Source organism: Longicatena sp. (genome assembly GCF_982403165.1).
This window is the reverse complement of record NZ_CEVYEL010000003.1, coordinates 42,352-62,569: the sequence shown is the minus strand read 5'-3', so window position 1 is coordinate 62,569 and position 20,218 is coordinate 42,352. Positions and strand designations below refer to the sequence as shown.

Genomic DNA, 20,218 nt, shown 5'->3' with positions numbered 1-20,218 from the left:
TTTTACTTAAATAAATGCATATATAAGTATTTCAGTAAAATATGAAAAAACAGTTTTCCCTATCTATTTCTTTGTTAATTTGGTATAATTATGCATGAAAGAGGTTGTATACCGCAGCAGAAAGGAAAGCATATGAAAATCTTGACATTGAGTATCATGATTGCCAATGAACTCAAAAACATGATAGAACAAGAGAATCTGAAAGAGGGAGATAAACTGCCTAGTGAACGAGATCTTTGTGAGAAATTAAATGTTCAGCGATTAACCCTTCGCAGTGGATTGCGGATTCTTTTACAAGAAGGAATCATAGTTTCAAAACAACGCAGCGGGTATTATGTCAACAAACCACGAGTAGAAAAGAATGTCTTCCATTTAGAATCGACCAGTGAAGCAATTTTTCAACAAGGTCTGAAAATGAAAATGAAATTATTACACTTGTCAAAAATGGAATTGAATAAATATTTATCTGCGCATATGCGTTTGCCTTTAGGAACTAAAGTATATGAACTTCAGCGTTTACGTTATGTAGATGATGAGCCGATTTCTTTGGAGACAACGTACATTCCTATTGAGATCGTACCTGATCTTGAACATTACGATTTACAAGAACAAGCATTGTATGTAATATTGGAAACTGCTTATGATATTCATATTGATCATAGTGAACAGGAAATTCTTGTCAGTACTGCTGATGATTTTGCGGCAATGTCGTTGCAGGTAGCAAAAGGTGAACAACTAGTGTTGCAACAGGGCTTGGCGTACGATACTAAAAATCGTCAGATTGAGTATACAGAAAGTCTGATGAAGATGGAACGCTTTGTTTATGTTAATTAGGAGGATGTGATGTATGGACTATCGGATGCCGCTTTATATGCAGTTGAAGGAAATCATCATGAAACGCATTGAGGATGGGGAATATCTTCCCGGGGAAAAGATTCCCAGTGAAAGAGAGATGGCAGATACTTATGGTGTAAACCGAATGACGGTAAAAAACGCTATTAATTCTTTGGTGGAAGCTAATATATTATATCGAATTCATGGTAAGGGAACATTTGTCGCGCAAAAGAAAACACAAAAGGTAACTTTTTATGATAATTTATCTGAATCCAGTCGAGGATTAGGTGCTGTTATTAAAGACAGTGGAATACCTTTGATGAATCAAATTTTGGAAAAGGGTGTCATATCTTCACGTGGCTATTTAGCCAATAAACTGCATATTTTAAAGAATGAAGATGTTTATGTATTGCATCGTTTACGTAATATCGGAACAGAATCCTTTGCTTTAGAGTACTGTTATGTTCCTTATCATTTGTTTAAAGATATTGATACTTATAATTTTGAGCATGTGTCTTTATACGATTACATGGAGAGCAAAGGTCATCGACCGGTAGTATTTTCTCAGCGGCTGACGATTTTAAAAGCAGTGCAACCGGAAGCCCGATTGATGAAGATAGCGGAAGGTCATCCATTGTATTATTTTGAATACATTGGCAAAGATGCAAAAGGGACTGTAGTAGAATACACTGAAAGCTATGTCCGTTGTGATAAGGCAAAATTTACTTTTCGCGCAAAACGATAAGTCGGCAAAAAGCTGACTTTTTTCATTTCTGAAGATTATTCAACATACAAAAGCGAGAAGCTAAATTCAATGAGTATTGCCATGAAAATGAGGTCCTTTATAATCAACATGGACGCTGTATAATAGAAACCTAGAATGTCTTTTTTCTTATGCCCAATTTAACAGGGTTCATTTGACATAGCTAGGACTTTTTTTATGTTGAAATACTATGGTTTAGAATATGTGGTATATCGAAATATAGATGGACTCGCACGATATTTATTATAGTGGTATAAAAACTGTATAAACTGGTATATACATGAAACCTCATGAGCACAGGAACGATAGAATTTCATAAATTTTATCAAAAAATATGTATTTTTTTGATTTTTTTTAATAATTATCAGAAATGCGATAAATAAAGGCTTTTATTAAACAAATTTTCATAAAATTATCGATATTGATAGACAATAATTTACACTTGTGGTGAAAAAGTAAAAAGAAAACGCTTGCAAAAAGATTACAATACTGGTATATTAAAAACGTAAAGTGGATTAGCTGATAAACCACAGGGTGCACACTGCGACTACTTCAGCTTGGATCTCACTTTGAAAAACATTCCTTTCCAGTATAGCACAAATGATGAAAAAAAGAATTGGATGGGAAAGAAAAGCTGATAGGAAATCGAAGGAGAAAAAAACATGGAAAAAGAAAAAGTGATGTTACCGAAATTTAATGTAGAAACTTATCTGAAAGATGGCGATGCTGTCGTTGCGAAATTAAAAGAAGTAGAAGCGGTTGCGGATAAAGTACATGATAAGGGATATGAAAATATTTTCTTGTTAGGAATGGGTGGAACTTATGATGAATTAGAGCCAATTCAGTACATCATGAATAAATACTCAGAAGTAGAAGTGCATTTAGCCAATGCAGCAGAATTAAACGTCCTTGGCAACAAGCGTTTAAAGAAGGGTTCTGTTGTTATTACTGCCAGTGCTTCCGGTGATACCAAAGAAATCGTGGAAGCTGTGGAATGGATCGTGAAAGAAGGCATTGAAGTTGTTGCTTTCACCAAACCAGAAACACCACTTGGAAAACTTGCAACTACGATCATCACTGCTCCTGTAACAACCGGACAGTGTGAATATAGCTATCTGATGTTTGACGTCTTAGCACTGCGCTTATTAAATCGTCGTAATGAATTCCCAAAATATGAAACCTTTATTGCCCAAACGAAAAATATCTTCCATGACTTAGTAGATATTCGTGAAAAATTTGATGCAAAAGCCGATGAAATTGCAAAAGCCTATGCTTTAGAACCATATAGCATCTTCGTTGGCAGCGGCGCATTGTGGGGAGAAACCGTATTATTCTCCATGTGTATCTTAGAAGAAATGCAATGGGTACGCACAAGAGCAGTATCCAGTCCGGATTTCTTCCATGGAACATTAGAATTGGTAGATAAAGATGTACCGGTCTTCTTGTTCAAGGGTGAAGATGAGTGCCGTAAGCTGGATAACCGTGTAGAAGCGTTTGCCAAGAAATTCACGGATAAGCTGGTTGTCATCGATACCGCAGAATATGCGATTGATGGTTTAGATCCTGAATTCCGTATGATTGTTTCACCAATGATCTTAACCGCGTTAGTGACAGAACGTCTGGCAAGCTATTATGAAACTTATACCAAACACAATCTTGCTTATCGCCGTTACTACCGTCAATTTGAATATTAGAAGCAATGGAAAAAATTGATGCCGTAATCTTTGATATGGATGGTGTTCTGATTGATTCAGAACCCATCTATATGCATCATGTTCTTTCATTCTATGAACGTTTTGGCATTCATGTGCCATATGAAGAAGTCGTAAAATTGGCCGGCAGCAGCAATGAAGCCAGCTGGCAGATGATGGCATCGTGGTGGAAGGAGGCGATCGATCCTAAAGAGCTGGAACAGCTATACGAAACCATAATGCAGGGTGAAGAGGAAGTCGTGTTTGCGGATATTGTGAATCCATATGTGCGTTATATCTTACCAAGATTACGCGAAAGGGGCATAAAAACAGCGATTGCATCTTCATCACCAATGTCAGCAATTCATGCCATGATGCAGCAATGTCAATTATCGAATAGTTTTGATTTGGTAGTAACCGGCAGGGATTTTCCTTTCAGCAAACCAGATCCTGCCATCTATTTACATACGGTGAAACAGCTGAAAGTAGCGAAGGAACATTGTATCATTATCGAAGATTCCACGTATGGTATTGAAGCAGCTATACGTGCAGATATCAAAGTAGCAGCATTAAAAGATGAACGATTCCATTATGATCAAACAAAAGCAACGTATCTGGTACATGATCTATTGGAAGCCTATCATCTTATCTTGGAAGGAGAAGACTAGGATGAGCAAATTAGAACTTGCGGCTATGAATTGTCATCATCGTTTCTATCCACTGGAAGAATTCTTTGCCAGTGCTGCTTCAAATGGTTATAAAAAGGTTGAACTCTGGACAGGGCCACAACATTTCTATATGGATCATGAGCGTTATGATTCCATCGATAAACTAAAACAGTTGGAACAACGCTATCATCTGAAAATTATCGGAATCTGTCCGGAACAGACAAATCCTAAACCTAATAATATGGCCGCAAGAGAACAAGATATGCAGGATAGAGTATATCACTATTTCTGTAATGCGGTTGATGTGGCATGTGAACTGCAGGCACAACAAGTTGTCGTTACAAGCGGCTGGGCATTTCTAGATGAGCCAAAACAAGAAGCCTGGAAACGCAGTGTGACAATGCTGAAACGCATTGCCCAATATGCGCAAGCAAACGGCATGAAACTGGCAATTGAAGCTTTGCAGGAAAATGAATCTGTATTAGCAAACAGTGCCCAAGATCTTGCTCAACTGCTTGATGAAGTAGATGAACCAGCATTAAACATATGTCTGGATATGGGTGCAATGGCAAGAGCAAACGATACAATTCAAACATATTTTGAAACATTTCATGATAAAGTTATCCATTGCCACTTTGTGGATGTGAATGAAGAAATCACACATCTGGCATGGGGAGATGGAAAACGTGACATGCGATGTGATTTACAGGATTTCATGAAGTATGGATATCATGGCATCCTGTCCGTAGAATGTGTCAATCAGCGTTACTTCAAAGAGCCATTCACAGCCGATGCAGCATCTATGCGAATATTTGAAGAACACATAAAGGAGATTGACAAATGAAACATTATGTACTTGCATCACACGGAGGTTTTTCGAAAGGAATCTATGAGAGCATTCAGATCATCATTGGCGAACAGCCCAATATACATATCGTACAGGCGTTTGTGGAAGGCAATAACGATATCACATCTTTAGTAGAGGAAACCTTAGCAGCGATTCCGCCTGAAGATGAAGTAATCGTATGCAGCGATGTGTTTGGCGGCAGTGTCAACAACGAATTCATGAAACAGCTGAGAAATCGCAACCATATGCATTTGATAACCGGCATGAATCTGCCATTGTTGATGCAGTTGTTTCTCAGTGTTGAAGAGGATACGGAAAAGATGATCCATGATATCGTGAACAGTGAAGATACACGCGTAAAGTACTGTAACGATATGCTGCGTAGCGCAGCAAAAGAAGAAGAAGACTTCTAGAAAGGTGATGTAACATGATTAAATTAGTACGCGTTGATCATCGCTTACTGCATGGTCAGGTGGCTTTTTCCTGGACCAATGGTGTTGGCGCAAATTGTATTTTGGTAGCAAGTGATACCGTAGTACATGATGATGTATGGAAGACCACATTAAAGCTGGGGAAACCTAGCGGAGTGAAATTGGTAATTAAAAATATGGCCGATTCCATAGCGGCTATTAACAGTGGAGTAACGGATAAATACAAACTGATTATTGTTGTTCAGACCATTAAAGAAGCAAAACAGCTTGTGGATGGTTGTCCATCGATTACCAGTATCAATTTAGGAAACACCAAGGAAAGCAAGACAACAACACAAGTCAGCAAACAGGTTTTCCTTGAAGAAGAAGAGAAAGCGATTTTGAAAGAATTGATGGAACGAGGCGTAGAGTGTGAAATCAGAGCACTTGTAGATGATAATAAACTTAATGTCGCCCACGTTTTAAAGTAAAATGAGGAGGAAATAATCATGGTAGTACAAGCTATCTTAATTGGTCTGATTGCTGCATGGGGTTCTTTGGATTATGCATTCGGTACATTATATACCTTTAGACCAATCGTTTTAGGACCATTAGTAGGTTTAGTTTTAGGGGATGTAAAAACAGGAGTTGAAATTGGGGCAAGCTTAGAGCTGTTGTTTATGGGGGCAATTTCTGTAGGTGCCTATATTCCACCAGATGTTAATATCGGCGGTGTCTTAGCGACGGCATTTGCCATTTCAATGGGAAAAGGTGTTGACGCTGCTGTTGCTTTAGCTATGCCAATTGCCGTAATTTCCTTGGGCATCGGAAATTTAGTTTCCGCCATTACACCTGTTTGTTTGAAAATAGCCGATGATGGTGCAGCGGCTGGTAATGATAAGAAAATCATGTTTACGCAGTGGCTTATGGGAGCATTTGCTACCATCTATAAATTCCTGTTGGTCTTTGGTGCTTTCTATGTTGGTGCTGATAAAGTACAGGCTTTGTTAGACTTTATTCCACAATTTGTACTAGATGGCATGGGCGTGGCAGCCGGTATTCTTCCTGCAATGGGATTTGCGATGCTGATGCGTATGATCATTAACAAGAAGCTGATTCCTTTCTTCTTCTTAGGTTTTGTTTTGGCATCTTATGCCAACATTCCGGTACTTGGTGTCGCTATCATTGCGGTCATCATTGCCGTAGAGAAATTTGGCTTTTTGGAAGATCGGCCAGTGATGGCTGGTAATGCTGAGGAGGTAAGTGATGATGACGACTTCTAATACGGATGAAAAACTGATTACCAAAAAGGACCTGTTGCATTCAGCATGCAATATCGGTGCCTTAGGAATGGAATATTCCTGGAACTATCCTCGCCAAATGCATTTGGCATTCTGTTTAATGATCAACCCAATGTTAAAAAAGATTTATGCAGATGATCCTGAAGGTTATGCAGAGGCTTTAACAAGACATGTGGCATTCTTTAATATCACGCCACAGCTTGCGCCTTTTGTTGGCGGTATTGCCGTATCTATGGAAGAGCGTGTTGCGAAAGGGGAATTGGAAGGAGCTGCTGTTGATTCTGTCAAAGCTGCTTTAATGGGACCATTAAGTGGTATCGGTGATTCTATCTTCTTAGGTTGTATCCGTGTCATTGCCGTTGCCGTTGGTATTTCATTAGCATCTACCGGCAACATCATGGGACCAATTGCTTATTTCTTGATTTATAATATTCCAGCCTTCTTAGTACGTTTCATCGGAGCAGTGAAAGGTTATGAATTAGGCTTCTCTTTCTTGGCGAATGCTGAGAAAAGCGGTTTGATGGAAAAAGTGATGTTTGCTTCCGGTATTGTTGGTATCATGGTAATCGGTGCCATGAGCAAAGACATGTTCTATGCGACGATTCCGTTGAAGATTGGGGCAAATGTTTCCGGAGAAGATGTACAGACCGTACAAACGATTTTGGATGGCATCATGCCTGGTATGCTAGGCTTATCTGCTACTTGGATCTATTATTGGCTGTTGAAAAAGAAAGTCAATCCAATGTGGCTCATTCTCGGCACGATGATTCTTGGTGTTGTTGGTGTTTATTTTGGTTTCTTAGGATAATATATGCATGCAAGATGCATAGAAAGGCGGTTACATATGAATATACATACGTATATTGATTACATTGATGATCCAAATGATACTTACGAACAGTATTTAGAGAAAGCAAAAAAGTATCATTTCCGCTGTATCTTTGCGCAGATTGACACTTATGATGAAGCCGTTGCTTATTTAAAGGATAGCGGCATCATCATCGCAGGAGCAATTGATTTTCCTGAAGGTGTCTTATCATTAGATGAAAAAATGAAACGTTTCCAGGCATATGCGGAGAAAGGCTTTAAGGAAATTGATTATGTCTTAAATCAGCATGCTATCGAAACAAGAGATTATGCTTATATTGAAAAAGAAATGAAGACCATTACGGCTTTCTGTCGAAAACATGGCATTTGCGATAAAGCAATTGTTGAAATGTGTAAGTTGGATGAGGATGCGAAAAAGAAGGTATGCGAGATTGCATTGCGCGTAAAACCAGCCTTTTTAAAAACATCTACTGGTAAGAGCTTTGGCGGAGCTAAGTTAGAAGATGTTTTATTGATGAAGAAAATCTTAAAAGATGAGGTACGTATCAAAGCAGCCGGCGGTATTCACACATATGAAGAGGCAAAAGCATTGATTGATGCCGGCGCATCGGCATTGGGGGCAAGTGCAGGAATTGCCATTTGTGAAGGGGAGAAACAAGCATAAAGCAGAATAGAGGTAAACGTCCTTTGATGATTGCCTCTTTTCTTATAAGCTTTTCATCAAATATACACGCATGTTTAAGCGTTTATACTTGATATTAGGATAAATGAGAGTATTCAAGGAGGTGGACATGCAGCAGAGAAGTTTTTTACGTTATTTTATGGGACTGGCATTGCCGGTCATCTTGCAACAACTTTTAGCACACTTATTAGCGATGAGTGATACGATCATGTTAGGAGCTTTCAGTGAAGATGCAATCAGTGCTGTCAGTGTAGCTAATAAATATTTCTTTATCTATAACCTGGTAATCTTTGGGTTAAGCAATGGTGTAGGACTGTTTATCTCGCAATATCATGGGGCATTGCAGAAAGAAAATGAAAATCGCACATTGCGTTTTGGCTTGCGCTTGTGCGTATATACAGCCATTATTTTTATGGTTATTTTACTTGTATTTCCTTCCTTCATCATGTCGCTTTTTGTGAAAAATGAGGTGTTGATCAGATTGGGCAATGTGTATAATGGCATTGTGGTATTCTCTTATCTTCCTTATGCATTAGCACAGATGTTGGGCGTTGGCTATCGTGTGATTGCCCAGCCGCGTATTCCTATGTATGCCGGTTGTCTATCCTTCCTTTTGAATATCGCCTTGAATTATGCCTTGATTTTTGGACATTTTGGTTTTCCATCCCTTGGTGTAGCAGGAGCCGGTATTGCGACCTTATGTTCACGCATTGTAGAAGCACTTTTCTTATGTGCTGTTGCTTTACGTAAAGAAAGTGAATTTTATTTGTTAACTGCCTATACTCGTTTTTCTTTAAGGGAGAAATACAAGATTGCCCAGCGGGCAATTCCACTTGTTTGCAATGAATTTATTTGGTCATTAGGATTATCCTTTATCTTTATGAATTATTGTGCTGTAGATGAACGCTATATACCTGCCTTAACCGTAGTTGATACGATTGCTAGCATGATTTATGTAGCCTTTAGCGGCTGCAGTGCGGTGACGGGTGTCGTCATTGGCAATGATTTAGGGGCAGGCAAGCTAAAGCAGGCCAAATTGGATGCCAAAAAGATGATACGGATCGGTTTATCCATTTATATCATTGGGTGTGCTTTGGTCTTATGCACCAGTCCGATAGCACCTTTTCTGTTTTCGTTACAAGGAGAGAGTCGGCATATGGCGATGCAGCTTTTAATGATCAAGGCTTGTATTACTTGGACACAAGGCTATTCAGAAACCATTTATTATATTTTACGAGCCGGTGGAGATACGCGTTCCGTCTTGTGTATTGATGGCTTATTTACTTGCTTTGGACCCTTACTCTTATCAACGCTGTGCGCACGTGTACTGCATATCCCTATGCTATGGATGTTTGCAATCGTAGAAGGCAGCAGTATTTTTAAAATTTTTATTGCTACTTGGTTTTATCGAAAAGAAACGTGGTTAAAGAATTTAACGGAAAGGAAGCATGACTTACATGAAACAAGAAATATTACAGAAAAGAAATCCACAAGTATGTATCAAAAATGTGAATGATGCAGCATTTTCACGCTATGGAAAGCTCATCCACTTGGATGTGGATGCTTTGTTACAAGAAGCAGAAAAACAGTATCCGATACCAACTAGCGGGAATGCATATATTGCTGATATTGCGGCGTTACATCCTTTTGCTTGTGTAGCTGAAATCGCCCATCGTATTTTTGCTGAAATGGCAATTGAAGTAGGCATCTGTCATGGACATAATACGACCTTACTGGGGCTGGAATACCATATAGGATCTGAGGTGAATATGGCCATTACCGATTGTGTCTTAGCGTTAGGACGAAAGGAAGACTTTCAGGCACCTGGTATTGATAAGGAGGCATTGGAAGTATTTTATGTACCCAAAGGCAGTGTCATAGAGTTGTTTGAAGGTACTTTGCATTATTGCCCATTTTCGGCAGATCAAAAAGGGTTTTCCACAATTGTGATCCTCTTAGATAAAACAAATACACCGATTTCTTATCGAAAAGGAGAACTTTTGACAAAACGCAATAAATGGTTTATCGCACATGTGCAGAATCAAAAGAAGATCCAAGAGGGAAATGTTGGCGGATTGTTGGGAGAACCTTTACAGATATCGTTACTTCCTGTAGAATAAAGGAGAAGATGTAGGAAAGAGAGATGAAATCATGCGTGTCCAGATGGACAAAAGACGAAAACATACGACGAAACAAAATATGAAACCCGGGCCTTTTGTAAAATAATTCAAAAAAGGATAAGGGCAGAGAATACATGTGTGTTTTTGTAATGCGTGAATACAATCATAAGCCATCTAAGGATGATATTTGCTAATGTATATTCATAAAAATTCAAGAAGAAGTCTGAAAGCTATTACGATACACGCAATTAGTTTTTAGACTTTTTCTTGTTTCAATATAAGAAAAAACGATTCTTGTACCTTATCCGTGTTTTTCATTTACGAAAAAGGCGGGTTGATGATAATGAATAAAAAAATGAAAACAGAGAAACAAATGATGAAACTGCCTGTTTATGCAGGTATCTTATTTTCGGTATTAGAAATCATGATGGCATTGTATGCCAATTCACAGGCAGTGTTGATGGATAGTATTTATGATTTTGCAGAGGCGATTGTCCTTGGCTTAATTATCTTTTTAATTCCTTTATTTTATAAACCGGTCAGTGAACGGAAACCATTTGGCTATGCTCAAGTTGAAAGCTTACTGATTCTTGGGAAAGGTTTACTGTTGATTGCTGTTACAATTGGATTGATCTTAGCGAATGTGCAAATGCTATTACATGGTGGAAACACGATCGATCAGCAATTGATTGGATATTTCGAATTTGGATTGGCAATGATCAGTGCCATTGTGTTATGGCTTTTAACACGTATGCATAAACAAGTGCAGGCACCTTTAGTAGAAGCCGAAATCCTTGGCTGGAAATTGGATGTTTTTAGCAGTATTGGTGTCGGATTGGCTTTTTTCCTTGGCTCCTTATTGGACAACTCACCACTTTACTGGCTTTCCCCTTATATAGATCAGATCATTGCCATTATTATTGCGCTGATCATGTTACCGCAGCCTTTCCATCTGATTCAAGAATCATTAAAGAATCTTGTTTTATTTGCTCCTGAAGAAGAGGTCATGGAAGAAATCAAACAGTGTGCTCAAGAGTTGTTTGATGATTATGCATATGAAATTACATTTTATGATGTTATTCAGACAGGACGTAAATTGTGGATTGAAATTTATATTCGCTCGCATTCCAATATGTTGAATGTGGCGCAATTGGAACAGCTAAAGCTACGCATCGAAAAGGGGTTGCATGATCGCTATGAAGGGGTAGATGTACAAATATCTCCGGATTTGATCATAAAATAAAACGCATTAACGATAGTCATATGGAATACAAGTGATCGATTTACGCGGTTAGATACAGTTAAGAGGATATGATGTAAATAAAGAAAATACGATTTTCTTAGGATAGTGCTATAACGCCTATCGAAAATCGTATTTATTTTTATTTGGTAATGTTATCTATGGGTTCATGTACTCTTATATGTGATCTACACGCATATGTCGTTACCTTATAAATAAAGAGGTGTTTCTTATTCTTCACCTCTTTGTTCCATAAGGTTGTATATGCAAATGTTTTTATCACATTATTCTTTTGTGATCAATGCTAAGTTCTCCAGATACTCACTTTCAAAAGCAAGCTTCTTTTCAGCTTCATTCGTATATTTCTTTACCAATGCGCTGGATTTCATTACAGGCTGTAAAGTTCCCGCACCAGCAACACAACCGCCGGGACATGCCATTCCTTCTAACAGGTAGCCATTGCGTTTACCGGCTTTTGCCATCATGAGCATCGTTTTACAATTCTTTAAACCTTCAGCCGAATCAATTAATACTTCTTTATCCGGATGTTCTTTTTGAATACATTGTTTCACCGCATTGGCAACACCGCCGCTAACGGCAAAGCCACGTCCATTCGCAGTTCCTTCGGCAAATGGCTCATCTACCATGGCTTGTTCTAAAACAATGCCTTTGGCTTCAAACATACCCATGACTTCTTCAAAGGTTAAGACAAAATCGATATCACTGCGTACACTTTTGCGACTGGCTTCTAGTTTCTTGGCAGCACAAGGGCCGATAAAAACGACTTTTGCATCCGGTTTTTGCTTTTTAATCAAACGACCGGTTAAGACCATCGGCGTTAAGGCCATAGAAATATAAGGCTTAAAATCAGGGAAAAGCTTTTTCGCCATGACTGACCAGGCAGGGCAACAGGATGTTGCCATAAATGGCTGTTGTTCAGGCACTTTGTTTAAGAAGTCTTCAGCCTCTTCAACCGTACATAAATCGGCGCCGATGGCTACTTCTACAACATCCGCAAAACCCAACGCTTTTAAGGCCCCTTTTACTTTTTCAGGTGTCACGCTTGCCCCAAATTGTCCAACAAAGGCCGGGGCAATTGCCGCAATAACCTCTTTTCCGCTTTTCATCGCATGAATCGTCTGAAAGATCTGTCCTTTATCAACAATCGCGCCAAATGGGCAATTGACTAAACACATACCGCAAGAAACACATTTCTCATGATCAATTTCAGCTCTTCCGAATTCATCACTTTTTATGGCATCCATGCCACAACTTCTGGCACAAGGACGTTCCAACTTGTTAATAGCACCATAAGGACATACATCCATACAGCGGCCGCATTTGATACATTTATCCTGATCAATGACAGATTTACCATTAATAATACTGATGGCATCTTTCGGACAAACTTCTTTACAAGGATGTGCTAAACACCCTTGACAGGTATCCGTGACAACAATCTGCTTTTCCGGGCAGGCATTGCAGGCAAATTTAATGATGTTGATCAAAGGATCATCATAATATTTCTCAGCGATCGCACTTTCTTCAATACCATCGCTTAAGGGTGCATGCTCATCCATTTTACGTAATGGCAACCCAATTCCTAAGCGCAGACGTTCCCCAACAATGGCACGTTCTAAAAAGATACTTTCTCGATACTTTGCTTGTTCTCCTGGTAAGATCTTAAAAGGAAGCTTTTCAATTTCAGTGGCATAATCTCCACCTTCATATGCCAATCGGGCAATTTCAGTGAAGACCTTTCTTCGTATATCCGTTACCGAATTATAAATACCTCTCATTATGTATCACCTCGTCTCCATTATACTGTATTTACCAGTATTTGTAAGTATAATTTCAGAATTTCAACCCTTTTACTTGTCGTTATGCAGGAATTGCATTATCATGATAAGGATGAAATAAAAGAAAGATAGAAATCATTAAACGAAAAATGTAAATCAACATCGTAACGTAATACAAGGCTTATGGAAAAAGCTTGAGAAAGGAAACCCTATGGAAATCAAAGAACTAGTACAGCGGCAAAGAGCATATTATCAAAAAGGAAATACGCGCTCTTTGATAAAACGTAAACAGGCATTACAGCGGCTGCAGGCATGTATCAAAAGAAATGAAACGGCTATTCATGAAGCTTTGTATGAAGATTTGCATAAGGCAACAATGGAATCTTATATGAGTGAAACCGGAATGGTGTTGGCAGAATTACGCATGCAACTGCGACATTTTGAACAATGGGCAAAACCTAAAAAAGTGCGTACACCTCTTGCCCAATTTCCCGCTAAAAGCTTTCAATCTGCAGAACCTTATGGAGTAGTGTTGATCATGGCACCTTGGAATTATCCTTTTCAATTATGTATGGAACCATTGATTGGGGCATTGGCTGCTGGTAATACGGTGATCTTAAAGCCCAGCGCATATGCCAAAGCGTGTAGTGCAGTCTTGGCGAAGATCCTAAGGGAATGCTTTGAAGAGGAGTATGTTGCCGTTGTAGAAGGTGGCCGCAAGGAAAATAATGAACTATTGGAACAACGGTTTGATTACATCTTTTTTACTGGCGGAGTAACGGTTGGTAAAATGGTGATGGAGAAAGCTAGTCGATATCTTACACCAATCACATTAGAATTAGGAGGGAAAAGTCCTTGTATCGTTGATGAAAGTGCAGATTTACGCATCGCCGCACGTCGTATTGCCTTTGGCAAATTTCTTAATGCCGGGCAAACCTGTGTAGCCGTTGATCATGTGTTTGTACATTCTTCGATACGTCAAGCTTTTCTTGCCTATTTGCAACAGGAATTGCAATCTTTCTTCGGTGAGGATGTATTAGCCAATCCCCATTATCCAGCAATTATCAATAAAAAACATTTTACGCGTCTACGCCAGCTTATGCAGAGTGGTGATATATGTATTGGTGGGCAGTTGCGGGAAGAAACCTTACAGATTGCACCGACTGTGTTAGAAAATGTTTCCTTGACTTCTGCTATCATGCAGGAAGAAATTTTTGGACCGCTTTTGCCAATTTTACCTTATGATGATCTTGATGAGGTCATAACGTTCATACAAGCACAAGAACGTCCGCTGGCTTTGTATTTATTCACGAGCAGAAAAGCAGTAGAACAGCGCATTTTGCATACGTTGAGCTTTGGCGGCGGTTGTATCAATGATACCATTATTCATCTGGCAACCAGTCAGATGGGCTTTGGCGGTGTAGGACAAAGTGGGATGGGGAGTTATCATGGATATGAATCCTTTAAAACATTTTCTCATTTCCGCAGTATCGTAAAAAAGGCGACATGGTTAGATCTTCCTATGCGCTATCACCCATATACGAAAACGAAAGAAACGATCGTGAGGATGTTTTTACGATGAAAATGAGAAGAAAAACCATGCTAGTCGTGATGACCCTTTTGCTTGCTTATGGTTTGCAGGTTGTGTATGTAAAAAGCTTGCCAAGTGAACAAATCACTATTTTAGGCTATCATCACATTGTCGAGGATAAGGATAAAGAAGCGTATTTTAAAGGAAATATGTGGGTGAATTCATTGTCTTCCTTTGAAGCACAGATGAAGTTGTTAAAGGAAAAGGGATATCATAGTGTTAGTTTACAGGATGTTTATGAATGGCGTATGGGACGAAAAGAGTTAGATGAAAAAAGCGTTGTCATCACTTTTGATGATGGATTTTATTCCTCGATTAAATATGCACAGCCAATTTTAGAAAAATATGGATTTCAGGGAAGTGTTTTTGTGATTGGCTCACAAATTGAGGCGAATCGCAGCGAATATAAACCCAATAAACGTCAGCATGCAACCTTAGCAGATATGCAACATGCAAAAAAGTTGTCTTTTTATGCGCATTCCTTTGATCTTCATCATAAGGATGGAGGCTTTCGTGTTCATCAATTGACGAAAGAAGCATTGCAAATAGATACGCAAAAAGAAGCATCGCTTGTATCAACAGAATTTTATGCTTATCCATATGGAAAATATAATCCTTTGATACAGGAGGTATTAAAACAACATGGTACGAAGTTGGCATTTGGATTTAACGAAAATAGAAAAGCCAGTAGACAGGATGATCCTTATGCATTACCAAGATTTAATGTGAATGCATATACGAAGCTGGATGTGTTTTATCAGATGGTTTCACAATAAGCAAAGAGAATACGTTATCGTGGGAAAGTTGATGTCTTTATTAAGAAAACATCAACTTTTTCCTATTCAGTTGAATGATATGCCTAGAAGCCCATGAGGGTGAATGCATATAGTGGATTGAGATGAAGGAAATCTCAGTGAAAAAGGAGGAACTAACTATATGTATCATGCAAACTGCAACAACTCCTGCAGCTGTAACAATTCATCGAACTGTAACCGCAATGGAGAAAGAATCATGGTAAATCAGTCAAATTGCAGCAATCATAATGTTCAAGAACGTTCTCGCTGCTCATGTGCAAACACGTATCGCCCAGGCTCTGGCTGTGGTAATTCGGGCAATCACAGCTGCGGCTGTCATAACAATTGTAACTGTGGCTGTCAGCGACCTTGTCCGCCACGTCCATGCCCACCAAGACCATGCCCACCACGCCCATGTCCACCTAGACCTTGTCCACCACGTCCATGCCCTCCACGCCCAAGTTGTGAAGACCGCTGCCGTGCACAATATCGCCAGTGTATGAGAAACTGTCGTATGCGTGAAGATGAGCAAGGTTTTGAACGTGGCTATGAAGAAGGCCAGTATGATACAGACATGATGAATGAAGATCGTTGGGAGTACGAAGACTAATCCATCCTATTGGCAATCCATCCAATTATCTTTTTGATGAGGACCTTTCTTAAAGAAAGGTTCTTTTCTCCTGTGGATTCAGCGTAATAACTTTTGCAAAAATACATAAGATAGTATATAATGATGAAAATTATACAGGAGGTGGATACAAATGCTGCATATGAAACATATTATTTGGGATTGGAATGGTACCTTATTGGATGATCTAGATGTCAGCATGGATGCATTAAACAGCATCTTAACGAAAGAACAATTGCCGCTTGTCCTGGATAAAGATGAATATCGTAAATACTTTCAGTTTCCTGTCATTGAATATTATAAAAAAGTTGGTTTCGACTTTGCCAAAACACCATTTCCCATCTTGGCACAACAATATATGGCATATTATCAGCCTCATTCTTTACAATGTTCCTTGCATACTGGGGTAGAAGAAACCTTGGAAAAAGCAGAACAAAAGGGTTATCGCCAATACTTGTTGAGCGCCAGTGATCTGCAGTTTCTAAAACAACAGCTTGCTGTTTATGACATTTCTAATTATTTTCAGGATATTCAAGGCTTAGATAACATTCATGCTCATTCCAAAGCAGAATTGGCGAAAGCCTTTGTAAAAGAACGCCAGTTAAATCCAAATGAAGTTGTATTTGTCGGTGACAGTGTACATGACAGTGAAGTGGCAAAATATGCCGGATGTCATTGTATCTTGATAGCGAATGGACATGAACACAGAGATAAGCTTACAAAGACAGGCCGACGTGTGGTTGGCAATATAAAGGAATTTGCTCAGTTATTATAGGATCAAAAAGGAAAGCGTTCGCTTTCCTTTTTATGACGATGTTAGCATCTTTTGATTATTGATAAGGTGATATCTTTAACAGAACCAAAAAATTCCCTAAAGTAAAAATTGGGTGCCAGATCAAGATCACTGCGAGCAGGGTAATTATGATAAGACAAACCTAAAGAAGTTGCGATGAAACCGGCACGAAACATATGGAAATCATTGGTGATGATGGAAGCACTTTTTATATGGTATTTCTTCATAAGCACTTTTGAGAAAGCTAAGTTTTCCTGTGTATTCATAGAAGCATCTTCCATTAAGATACGTGATTCTGCTACACCATGCTGAATCAGATACTGTTTCATGGCACTGGCTTCACTGCAAGTTTCCGCTTGCCCTTTGCCACCGCTTACTATCAGATAGGTATTTGGATATTCCTCAGCAAACTGGATACCTCGTTCCAAACGATAACGAAGTAAGCGAGAAATCGAAGAACCATGCAACTGCGCCCCTAAGATGATAGCAGCATCACCTTGTTGTTTATCCGTGTGCATACCTTGATAGAGGATGCAGGATTGTAATCCCAAAAATAGGATAATTATGATAGTAGTGCACAAGTATACTATGCGGCGTAAGGGGATAGGCAGATATGAAAAGATATGTTTTTTCCTTTTATAGGTCATCATTCCTATGATAAGTAACAACATCCCACCAAGTAAAAAGACCCAGGAAAAAACAATTTCATTGATACCATAAACAATGCATAAATAACTATAATACCCTATACATAAGCCACCTAATGCCATGCATACGAGCGAAAGAACAAAATGATTATTTGGTTTCATGAGATAATCTCCTTATTCCTGCCAAAAAGAGGATAGAACAGTATATACGCGTTGAGGCTCATTAATAATTTCATAATGCGCATACTGTATCGGTAATAAATTGCGATAAAACCGTGTGGTAAAACGTTCGTCAATGAAAGCGACCATCCCTTTATCAGAAAGGGAACGTATGACACGGCCGGCTGCTTGTAGAACTTTGTTCATACCGGGAAATTGATAGGCATAGGCATAGCCCATTTGATTAATTTCATCAAAATGCGCTTTGATCAGATCTAGCTGAGGATGAAGTTTGGGAAGACCGACACCGATGATGATAGCACCAATCAGACGATCACCTTTTAAATCAATGCCTTCCGCAAACATGCCACCTAATACACAAAAAGCGACATGCAAACCATCCATTTCTTCAAACTGCTTTAGATACGCTTGTTTTTGTTCATCATTCATATTGCCATCCTGTATGGAAATGGCAATATCCGGATATTGATTCGCAAATTCTTCGGCAATCTGTTGTAAATATGCATAACTTGGGCAAAAGACAATGTAATTACCGGCTTTTGCAAGCACACATGCGTGAATCATTTCCACTATGGCGATAAGACTATGACTGCGATTACGGTATTTTGTCGAAATGGCATTATTGATGATGACTTTGATCTGTTGTTTTGCAAAAGGTGAAGGCAAGGAAAGACGAGGAGTCTTTTCATCACCGCCTAAAAGCTCCAGATAATAATCAATAGGTGACAGCGTTGCTGAAAATAAGATTGTACTGCGTCCTTTTTTCATGATGTTTTGTAAAGGATGGCGGGGATTCATGCAAAATTGTTTGACGATGACATTATTTGCATCCTTTTGTATTAGGGTCACAAAATGCTCATCATAATAATCAGCGATACGGATATAAGCATTTACTGCGAAATAAACATCCTTGAGTTCATCATCGTGGCTTTCTTCATGCTCACTTTGCAGATAAGCATCACAATGCTCAGAAAAACTTTCTAACTTTTCCAGAAAAGGCAAACAGGGTTCTTCATCCGCAAAGAAATCACTATATTCACAACACTTTTTCAGCTTTGCAAATTCACTTAAGACAGCTTGCAGTGCCTTATGAAGCAACACCGCATCCTTAGGAATCTTTTTGCGTATGGAAAGAAACTGCTCTTTTTCCAAGACAGCACTATACATTTCGCGACCACGGTCAATCAGATTATGAGCTTCATCTACTAAAAAGATATAATTGCCTTTTTCCATAAAAAAACGTTTTAAATAGACATGAGGATCAAAAACATAATTATAATCACAGATAATCACATCTGCATACAGGCTGGCATCAAGACTCAATTCAAAAGGACAGATATCATGCTGCTTAGCCATATGTACAATCACTTCTTTATTCATGAAGTCTTCACCACTTAAAAGCTCATACAAAGCATTTTTATTTCGGTCATAATAGCCTTTGGCATAAGGACAAACTTTAGGGTCACAATTACGTTCTTCCAGTAAACAGATTTTATCTTTAGCCGTAATGCAGACCGTTTTAAACGATACATCTTGCTTTTGTAATAACGCAATTGTATCATAGGCAACACTTGCCGTGATGTTTTTCGCACAGAGATAAAAAAGCTTTTCGGCCTTTCCTTCTCCAATGGCTTTTAAAGAGGGGAATATTGTAGAAATGGTTTTCCCTATACCGGTAGGAGCTTGAGCAAACAGATTTTGTTTATCTAAAATCGTTTTATATACAGCTACGGCAAACTGACGTTGTCCTTTGCGATAGGAAGTAAAAGGAAATGTTAGTTTTTTTAAGGTAGTGGAAGAAGCAATACGAATATTTTGGGAAAGACGTGCCCAGCGTAAATGTTGTTTTAGACAATCGAGGTAAAAGGCGGTCAACTGTTCCTGTGTTTTTACTTGTTGAAATGTGAAGATTTGTTTTGTTTCAATCTGATAATAGGTTAATTGAATGGTAAGCTGTTCACACGCATGTTGCATGGCATACAAGTAGCCATAACAATATGCCTGAGCCCAATGCACAAAACAAGAGTCATTTATTTCATCATGGGGAAGAGCAGTCGTCTTGATTTCTTCAATAGTGATACCATGTTCGTCCTTTAAAATGCCATCGGCTCTGCCATCAATCACAAAGGTCACATCTTCGATGATCGTCTCCTGTTTCAGATAAACTTCACTTTGATAATCACCTGTGGCCTGTGATTGCAACATGCGATGAATTCGACTGCCTAAATTCGCTCTTTCGACACTTTGACCACTATAGACTAAATCACCGCTTTGAAATAAAAACTCAACCAGTTCTCTGACTGAAAGACGATATTGCATACCTTCACATCCTTTTGTATAGTTCATTTTACTAGAAAAACGAAAATTTACAATGGAAAGTTGGAAATCGTCATGTATAATTA

At 38.8% G+C, this 20,218-nt stretch carries 20 protein-coding genes; 17 read left to right on the top strand and 3 right to left on the bottom strand.

Annotated elements, in window-relative coordinates:
• Window positions 1–132 precede the first annotated feature (132 nt).
• From AC1VS3_RS01190 to AC1VS3_RS01130, 13 genes are all read left to right on the top strand, one after another.
• Entirely contained in the window at window positions 133–834 is a 702-nt protein-coding gene (locus AC1VS3_RS01190) for a GntR family transcriptional regulator (RefSeq protein ID WP_008687629.1), read from the top strand.
• 13 nt (window positions 835–847) lie between these two features.
• Window positions 848–1,579: a GntR family transcriptional regulator gene (locus tag AC1VS3_RS01185; protein WP_481275478.1), complete on the top strand. Its 732-nt coding sequence runs from the start codon at window positions 848–850 to the stop codon at window positions 1,577–1,579.
• A 680-nt stretch (window positions 1,580–2,259) separates the two neighbouring features.
• Window positions 2,260–3,291: an SIS domain-containing protein gene (locus tag AC1VS3_RS01180; RefSeq protein ID WP_008687631.1), complete on the top strand. Its 1,032-nt coding sequence runs from the start codon at window positions 2,260–2,262 to the stop codon at window positions 3,289–3,291.
• 5 nt (window positions 3,292–3,296) lie between these two features.
• A complete protein-coding gene (locus AC1VS3_RS01175) occupies window positions 3,297–3,956 on the top strand; it encodes an HAD family hydrolase (protein WP_008687632.1) in 660 nt (219 codons plus the stop codon).
• Window position 3,957: 1 nt separating this feature from the next.
• On the top strand, window positions 3,958–4,800 hold the full coding sequence (locus AC1VS3_RS01170) for a sugar phosphate isomerase/epimerase family protein (protein WP_008687633.1): 843 nt from the start codon (window positions 3,958–3,960) through the stop codon (window positions 4,798–4,800).
• Window positions 4,797–5,216, top strand: a complete 420-nt coding sequence (locus AC1VS3_RS01165; RefSeq protein ID WP_008687634.1) for a PTS sugar transporter subunit IIA — start codon at window positions 4,797–4,799, stop codon at window positions 5,214–5,216. Before AC1VS3_RS01170 ends, AC1VS3_RS01165 begins: the two co-directional genes overlap by 4 nt.
• Window positions 5,217–5,230: 14 nt before the next feature.
• A complete protein-coding gene (locus tag AC1VS3_RS01160; RefSeq protein ID WP_008687635.1) occupies window positions 5,231–5,704 on the top strand; it encodes a PTS sugar transporter subunit IIB in 474 nt (157 codons plus the stop codon).
• Between the two features lie 18 nt (window positions 5,705–5,722).
• The gene (locus tag AC1VS3_RS01155; protein WP_008687636.1) at window positions 5,723–6,496 is read left to right on the top strand and encodes a PTS mannose/fructose/sorbose/N-acetylgalactosamine transporter subunit IIC; all 774 of its coding nucleotides are present in this window, start codon (window positions 5,723–5,725) and stop codon (window positions 6,494–6,496) included.
• Complete coding sequence (locus tag AC1VS3_RS01150; RefSeq protein WP_008687637.1) at window positions 6,483–7,322, top strand: PTS system mannose/fructose/sorbose family transporter subunit IID; 840 nt, start codon at window positions 6,483–6,485, stop codon at window positions 7,320–7,322. The genes AC1VS3_RS01155 and AC1VS3_RS01150 overlap by 14 nt, the downstream gene beginning before the upstream one ends.
• A gap of 36 nt (window positions 7,323–7,358) precedes the next feature.
• Window positions 7,359–8,006, top strand: a complete 648-nt coding sequence (gene deoC, locus AC1VS3_RS01145; RefSeq protein ID WP_008687638.1) for a deoxyribose-phosphate aldolase — start codon at window positions 7,359–7,361, stop codon at window positions 8,004–8,006.
• Between the two features lie 127 nt (window positions 8,007–8,133).
• Window positions 8,134–9,540 (top strand): MATE family efflux transporter, encoded by a 1,407-nt coding sequence (locus AC1VS3_RS01140; RefSeq protein ID WP_008687641.1) that lies wholly within the window; start codon window positions 8,134–8,136, stop codon window positions 9,538–9,540.
• Window positions 9,482–10,144: a DUF4867 family protein gene (locus AC1VS3_RS01135; RefSeq protein WP_008687642.1), complete on the top strand. Its 663-nt coding sequence runs from the start codon at window positions 9,482–9,484 to the stop codon at window positions 10,142–10,144. The genes AC1VS3_RS01140 and AC1VS3_RS01135 overlap by 59 nt, the downstream gene beginning before the upstream one ends.
• A gap of 343 nt (window positions 10,145–10,487) precedes the next feature.
• The gene (locus AC1VS3_RS01130; protein ID WP_008687644.1) at window positions 10,488–11,387 is read left to right on the top strand and encodes a cation diffusion facilitator family transporter; all 900 of its coding nucleotides are present in this window, start codon (window positions 10,488–10,490) and stop codon (window positions 11,385–11,387) included.
• A gap of 281 nt (window positions 11,388–11,668) precedes the next feature.
• On the opposite strand, the gene AC1VS3_RS01125 is transcribed toward AC1VS3_RS01130, so the two are convergent.
• Window positions 11,669–13,183, bottom strand: coding sequence for a 4Fe-4S dicluster domain-containing protein (locus AC1VS3_RS01125; RefSeq protein WP_008687646.1), 1,515 nt, complete (start codon window positions 13,181–13,183; stop codon window positions 11,669–11,671).
• 172 nt (window positions 13,184–13,355) lie between these two features.
• On the opposite strand from AC1VS3_RS01125, the gene AC1VS3_RS01120 reads away from it, so the two are divergent.
• From AC1VS3_RS01120 to AC1VS3_RS01105, 4 genes are all read left to right on the top strand, one after another.
• Window positions 13,356–14,765: an aldehyde dehydrogenase gene (locus tag AC1VS3_RS01120; RefSeq protein ID WP_226896975.1), complete on the top strand. Its 1,410-nt coding sequence runs from the start codon at window positions 13,356–13,358 to the stop codon at window positions 14,763–14,765.
• Window positions 14,762–15,550, top strand: a complete 789-nt coding sequence (locus AC1VS3_RS01115; RefSeq protein ID WP_008687650.1) for a polysaccharide deacetylase family protein — start codon at window positions 14,762–14,764, stop codon at window positions 15,548–15,550. The genes AC1VS3_RS01120 and AC1VS3_RS01115 overlap by 4 nt, the downstream gene beginning before the upstream one ends.
• Window positions 15,551–15,710: 160 nt before the next feature.
• Window positions 15,711–16,178 (top strand): hypothetical protein, encoded by a 468-nt coding sequence (locus AC1VS3_RS01110; RefSeq protein WP_008687652.1) that lies wholly within the window; start codon window positions 15,711–15,713, stop codon window positions 16,176–16,178.
• A 151-nt stretch (window positions 16,179–16,329) separates the two neighbouring features.
• Window positions 16,330–16,971, top strand: coding sequence for an HAD family hydrolase (locus AC1VS3_RS01105; RefSeq protein ID WP_008687654.1), 642 nt, complete (start codon window positions 16,330–16,332; stop codon window positions 16,969–16,971).
• A 41-nt stretch (window positions 16,972–17,012) separates the two neighbouring features.
• On the opposite strand, the gene AC1VS3_RS01100 is transcribed toward AC1VS3_RS01105, so the two are convergent.
• On the bottom strand, window positions 17,013–17,798 hold the full coding sequence (locus tag AC1VS3_RS01100; protein WP_008687656.1) for a YdcF family protein: 786 nt from the start codon (window positions 17,796–17,798) through the stop codon (window positions 17,013–17,015).
• Between the two features lie 12 nt (window positions 17,799–17,810).
• Window positions 17,811–20,162, bottom strand: coding sequence for an ATP-dependent DNA helicase (locus AC1VS3_RS01095; RefSeq protein WP_226906230.1), 2,352 nt, complete (start codon window positions 20,160–20,162; stop codon window positions 17,811–17,813).
• Window positions 20,163–20,218 lie beyond the last annotated feature (56 nt).

Excerpts from the sequence above, each read along its gene's own strand:
- AC1VS3_RS01130 (WP_008687644.1), top strand. The coding sequence starts at position 10,488 with ATGAATAAAAAAATGAAAACAGAGAAACAAATGATGAAACTGCCTGTT.
- deoC (WP_008687638.1), top strand. The coding sequence starts at position 7,359 with ATGAATATACATACGTATATTGATTACATTGATGATCCAAATGATACT.
- AC1VS3_RS01160 (WP_008687635.1), top strand. The coding sequence starts at position 5,231 with ATGATTAAATTAGTACGCGTTGATCATCGCTTACTGCATGGTCAGGTG.
- AC1VS3_RS01135 (WP_008687642.1), top strand. The coding sequence starts at position 9,482 with ATGAAACAAGAAATATTACAGAAAAGAAATCCACAAGTATGTATCAAA.
- AC1VS3_RS01170 (WP_008687633.1), top strand. The coding sequence starts at position 3,958 with ATGAGCAAATTAGAACTTGCGGCTATGAATTGTCATCATCGTTTCTAT.
- AC1VS3_RS01175 (WP_008687632.1), top strand. The coding sequence starts at position 3,297 with ATGGAAAAAATTGATGCCGTAATCTTTGATATGGATGGTGTTCTGATT.
- AC1VS3_RS01095 (WP_226906230.1), bottom strand. The coding sequence starts at position 20,162 with ATGAACTATACAAAAGGATGTGAAGGTATGCAATATCGTCTTTCAGTC.
- AC1VS3_RS01150 (WP_008687637.1), top strand. The coding sequence starts at position 6,483 with ATGACGACTTCTAATACGGATGAAAAACTGATTACCAAAAAGGACCTG.
- AC1VS3_RS01180 (WP_008687631.1), top strand. The coding sequence starts at position 2,260 with ATGGAAAAAGAAAAAGTGATGTTACCGAAATTTAATGTAGAAACTTAT.
- AC1VS3_RS01125 (WP_008687646.1), bottom strand. The coding sequence starts at position 13,183 with ATGAGAGGTATTTATAATTCGGTAACGGATATACGAAGAAAGGTCTTC.
- AC1VS3_RS01110 (WP_008687652.1), top strand. The coding sequence starts at position 15,711 with ATGTATCATGCAAACTGCAACAACTCCTGCAGCTGTAACAATTCATCG.
- AC1VS3_RS01155 (WP_008687636.1), top strand. The coding sequence starts at position 5,723 with ATGGTAGTACAAGCTATCTTAATTGGTCTGATTGCTGCATGGGGTTCT.
- AC1VS3_RS01105 (WP_008687654.1), top strand. The coding sequence starts at position 16,330 with ATGCTGCATATGAAACATATTATTTGGGATTGGAATGGTACCTTATTG.
- AC1VS3_RS01165 (WP_008687634.1), top strand. The coding sequence starts at position 4,797 with ATGAAACATTATGTACTTGCATCACACGGAGGTTTTTCGAAAGGAATC.
- AC1VS3_RS01190 (WP_008687629.1), top strand. The coding sequence starts at position 133 with ATGAAAATCTTGACATTGAGTATCATGATTGCCAATGAACTCAAAAAC.
- AC1VS3_RS01140 (WP_008687641.1), top strand. The coding sequence starts at position 8,134 with ATGCAGCAGAGAAGTTTTTTACGTTATTTTATGGGACTGGCATTGCCG.
- AC1VS3_RS01185 (WP_481275478.1), top strand. The coding sequence starts at position 848 with ATGGACTATCGGATGCCGCTTTATATGCAGTTGAAGGAAATCATCATG.
- AC1VS3_RS01115 (WP_008687650.1), top strand. The coding sequence starts at position 14,762 with ATGAAAATGAGAAGAAAAACCATGCTAGTCGTGATGACCCTTTTGCTT.
- AC1VS3_RS01100 (WP_008687656.1), bottom strand. The coding sequence starts at position 17,798 with ATGAAACCAAATAATCATTTTGTTCTTTCGCTCGTATGCATGGCATTA.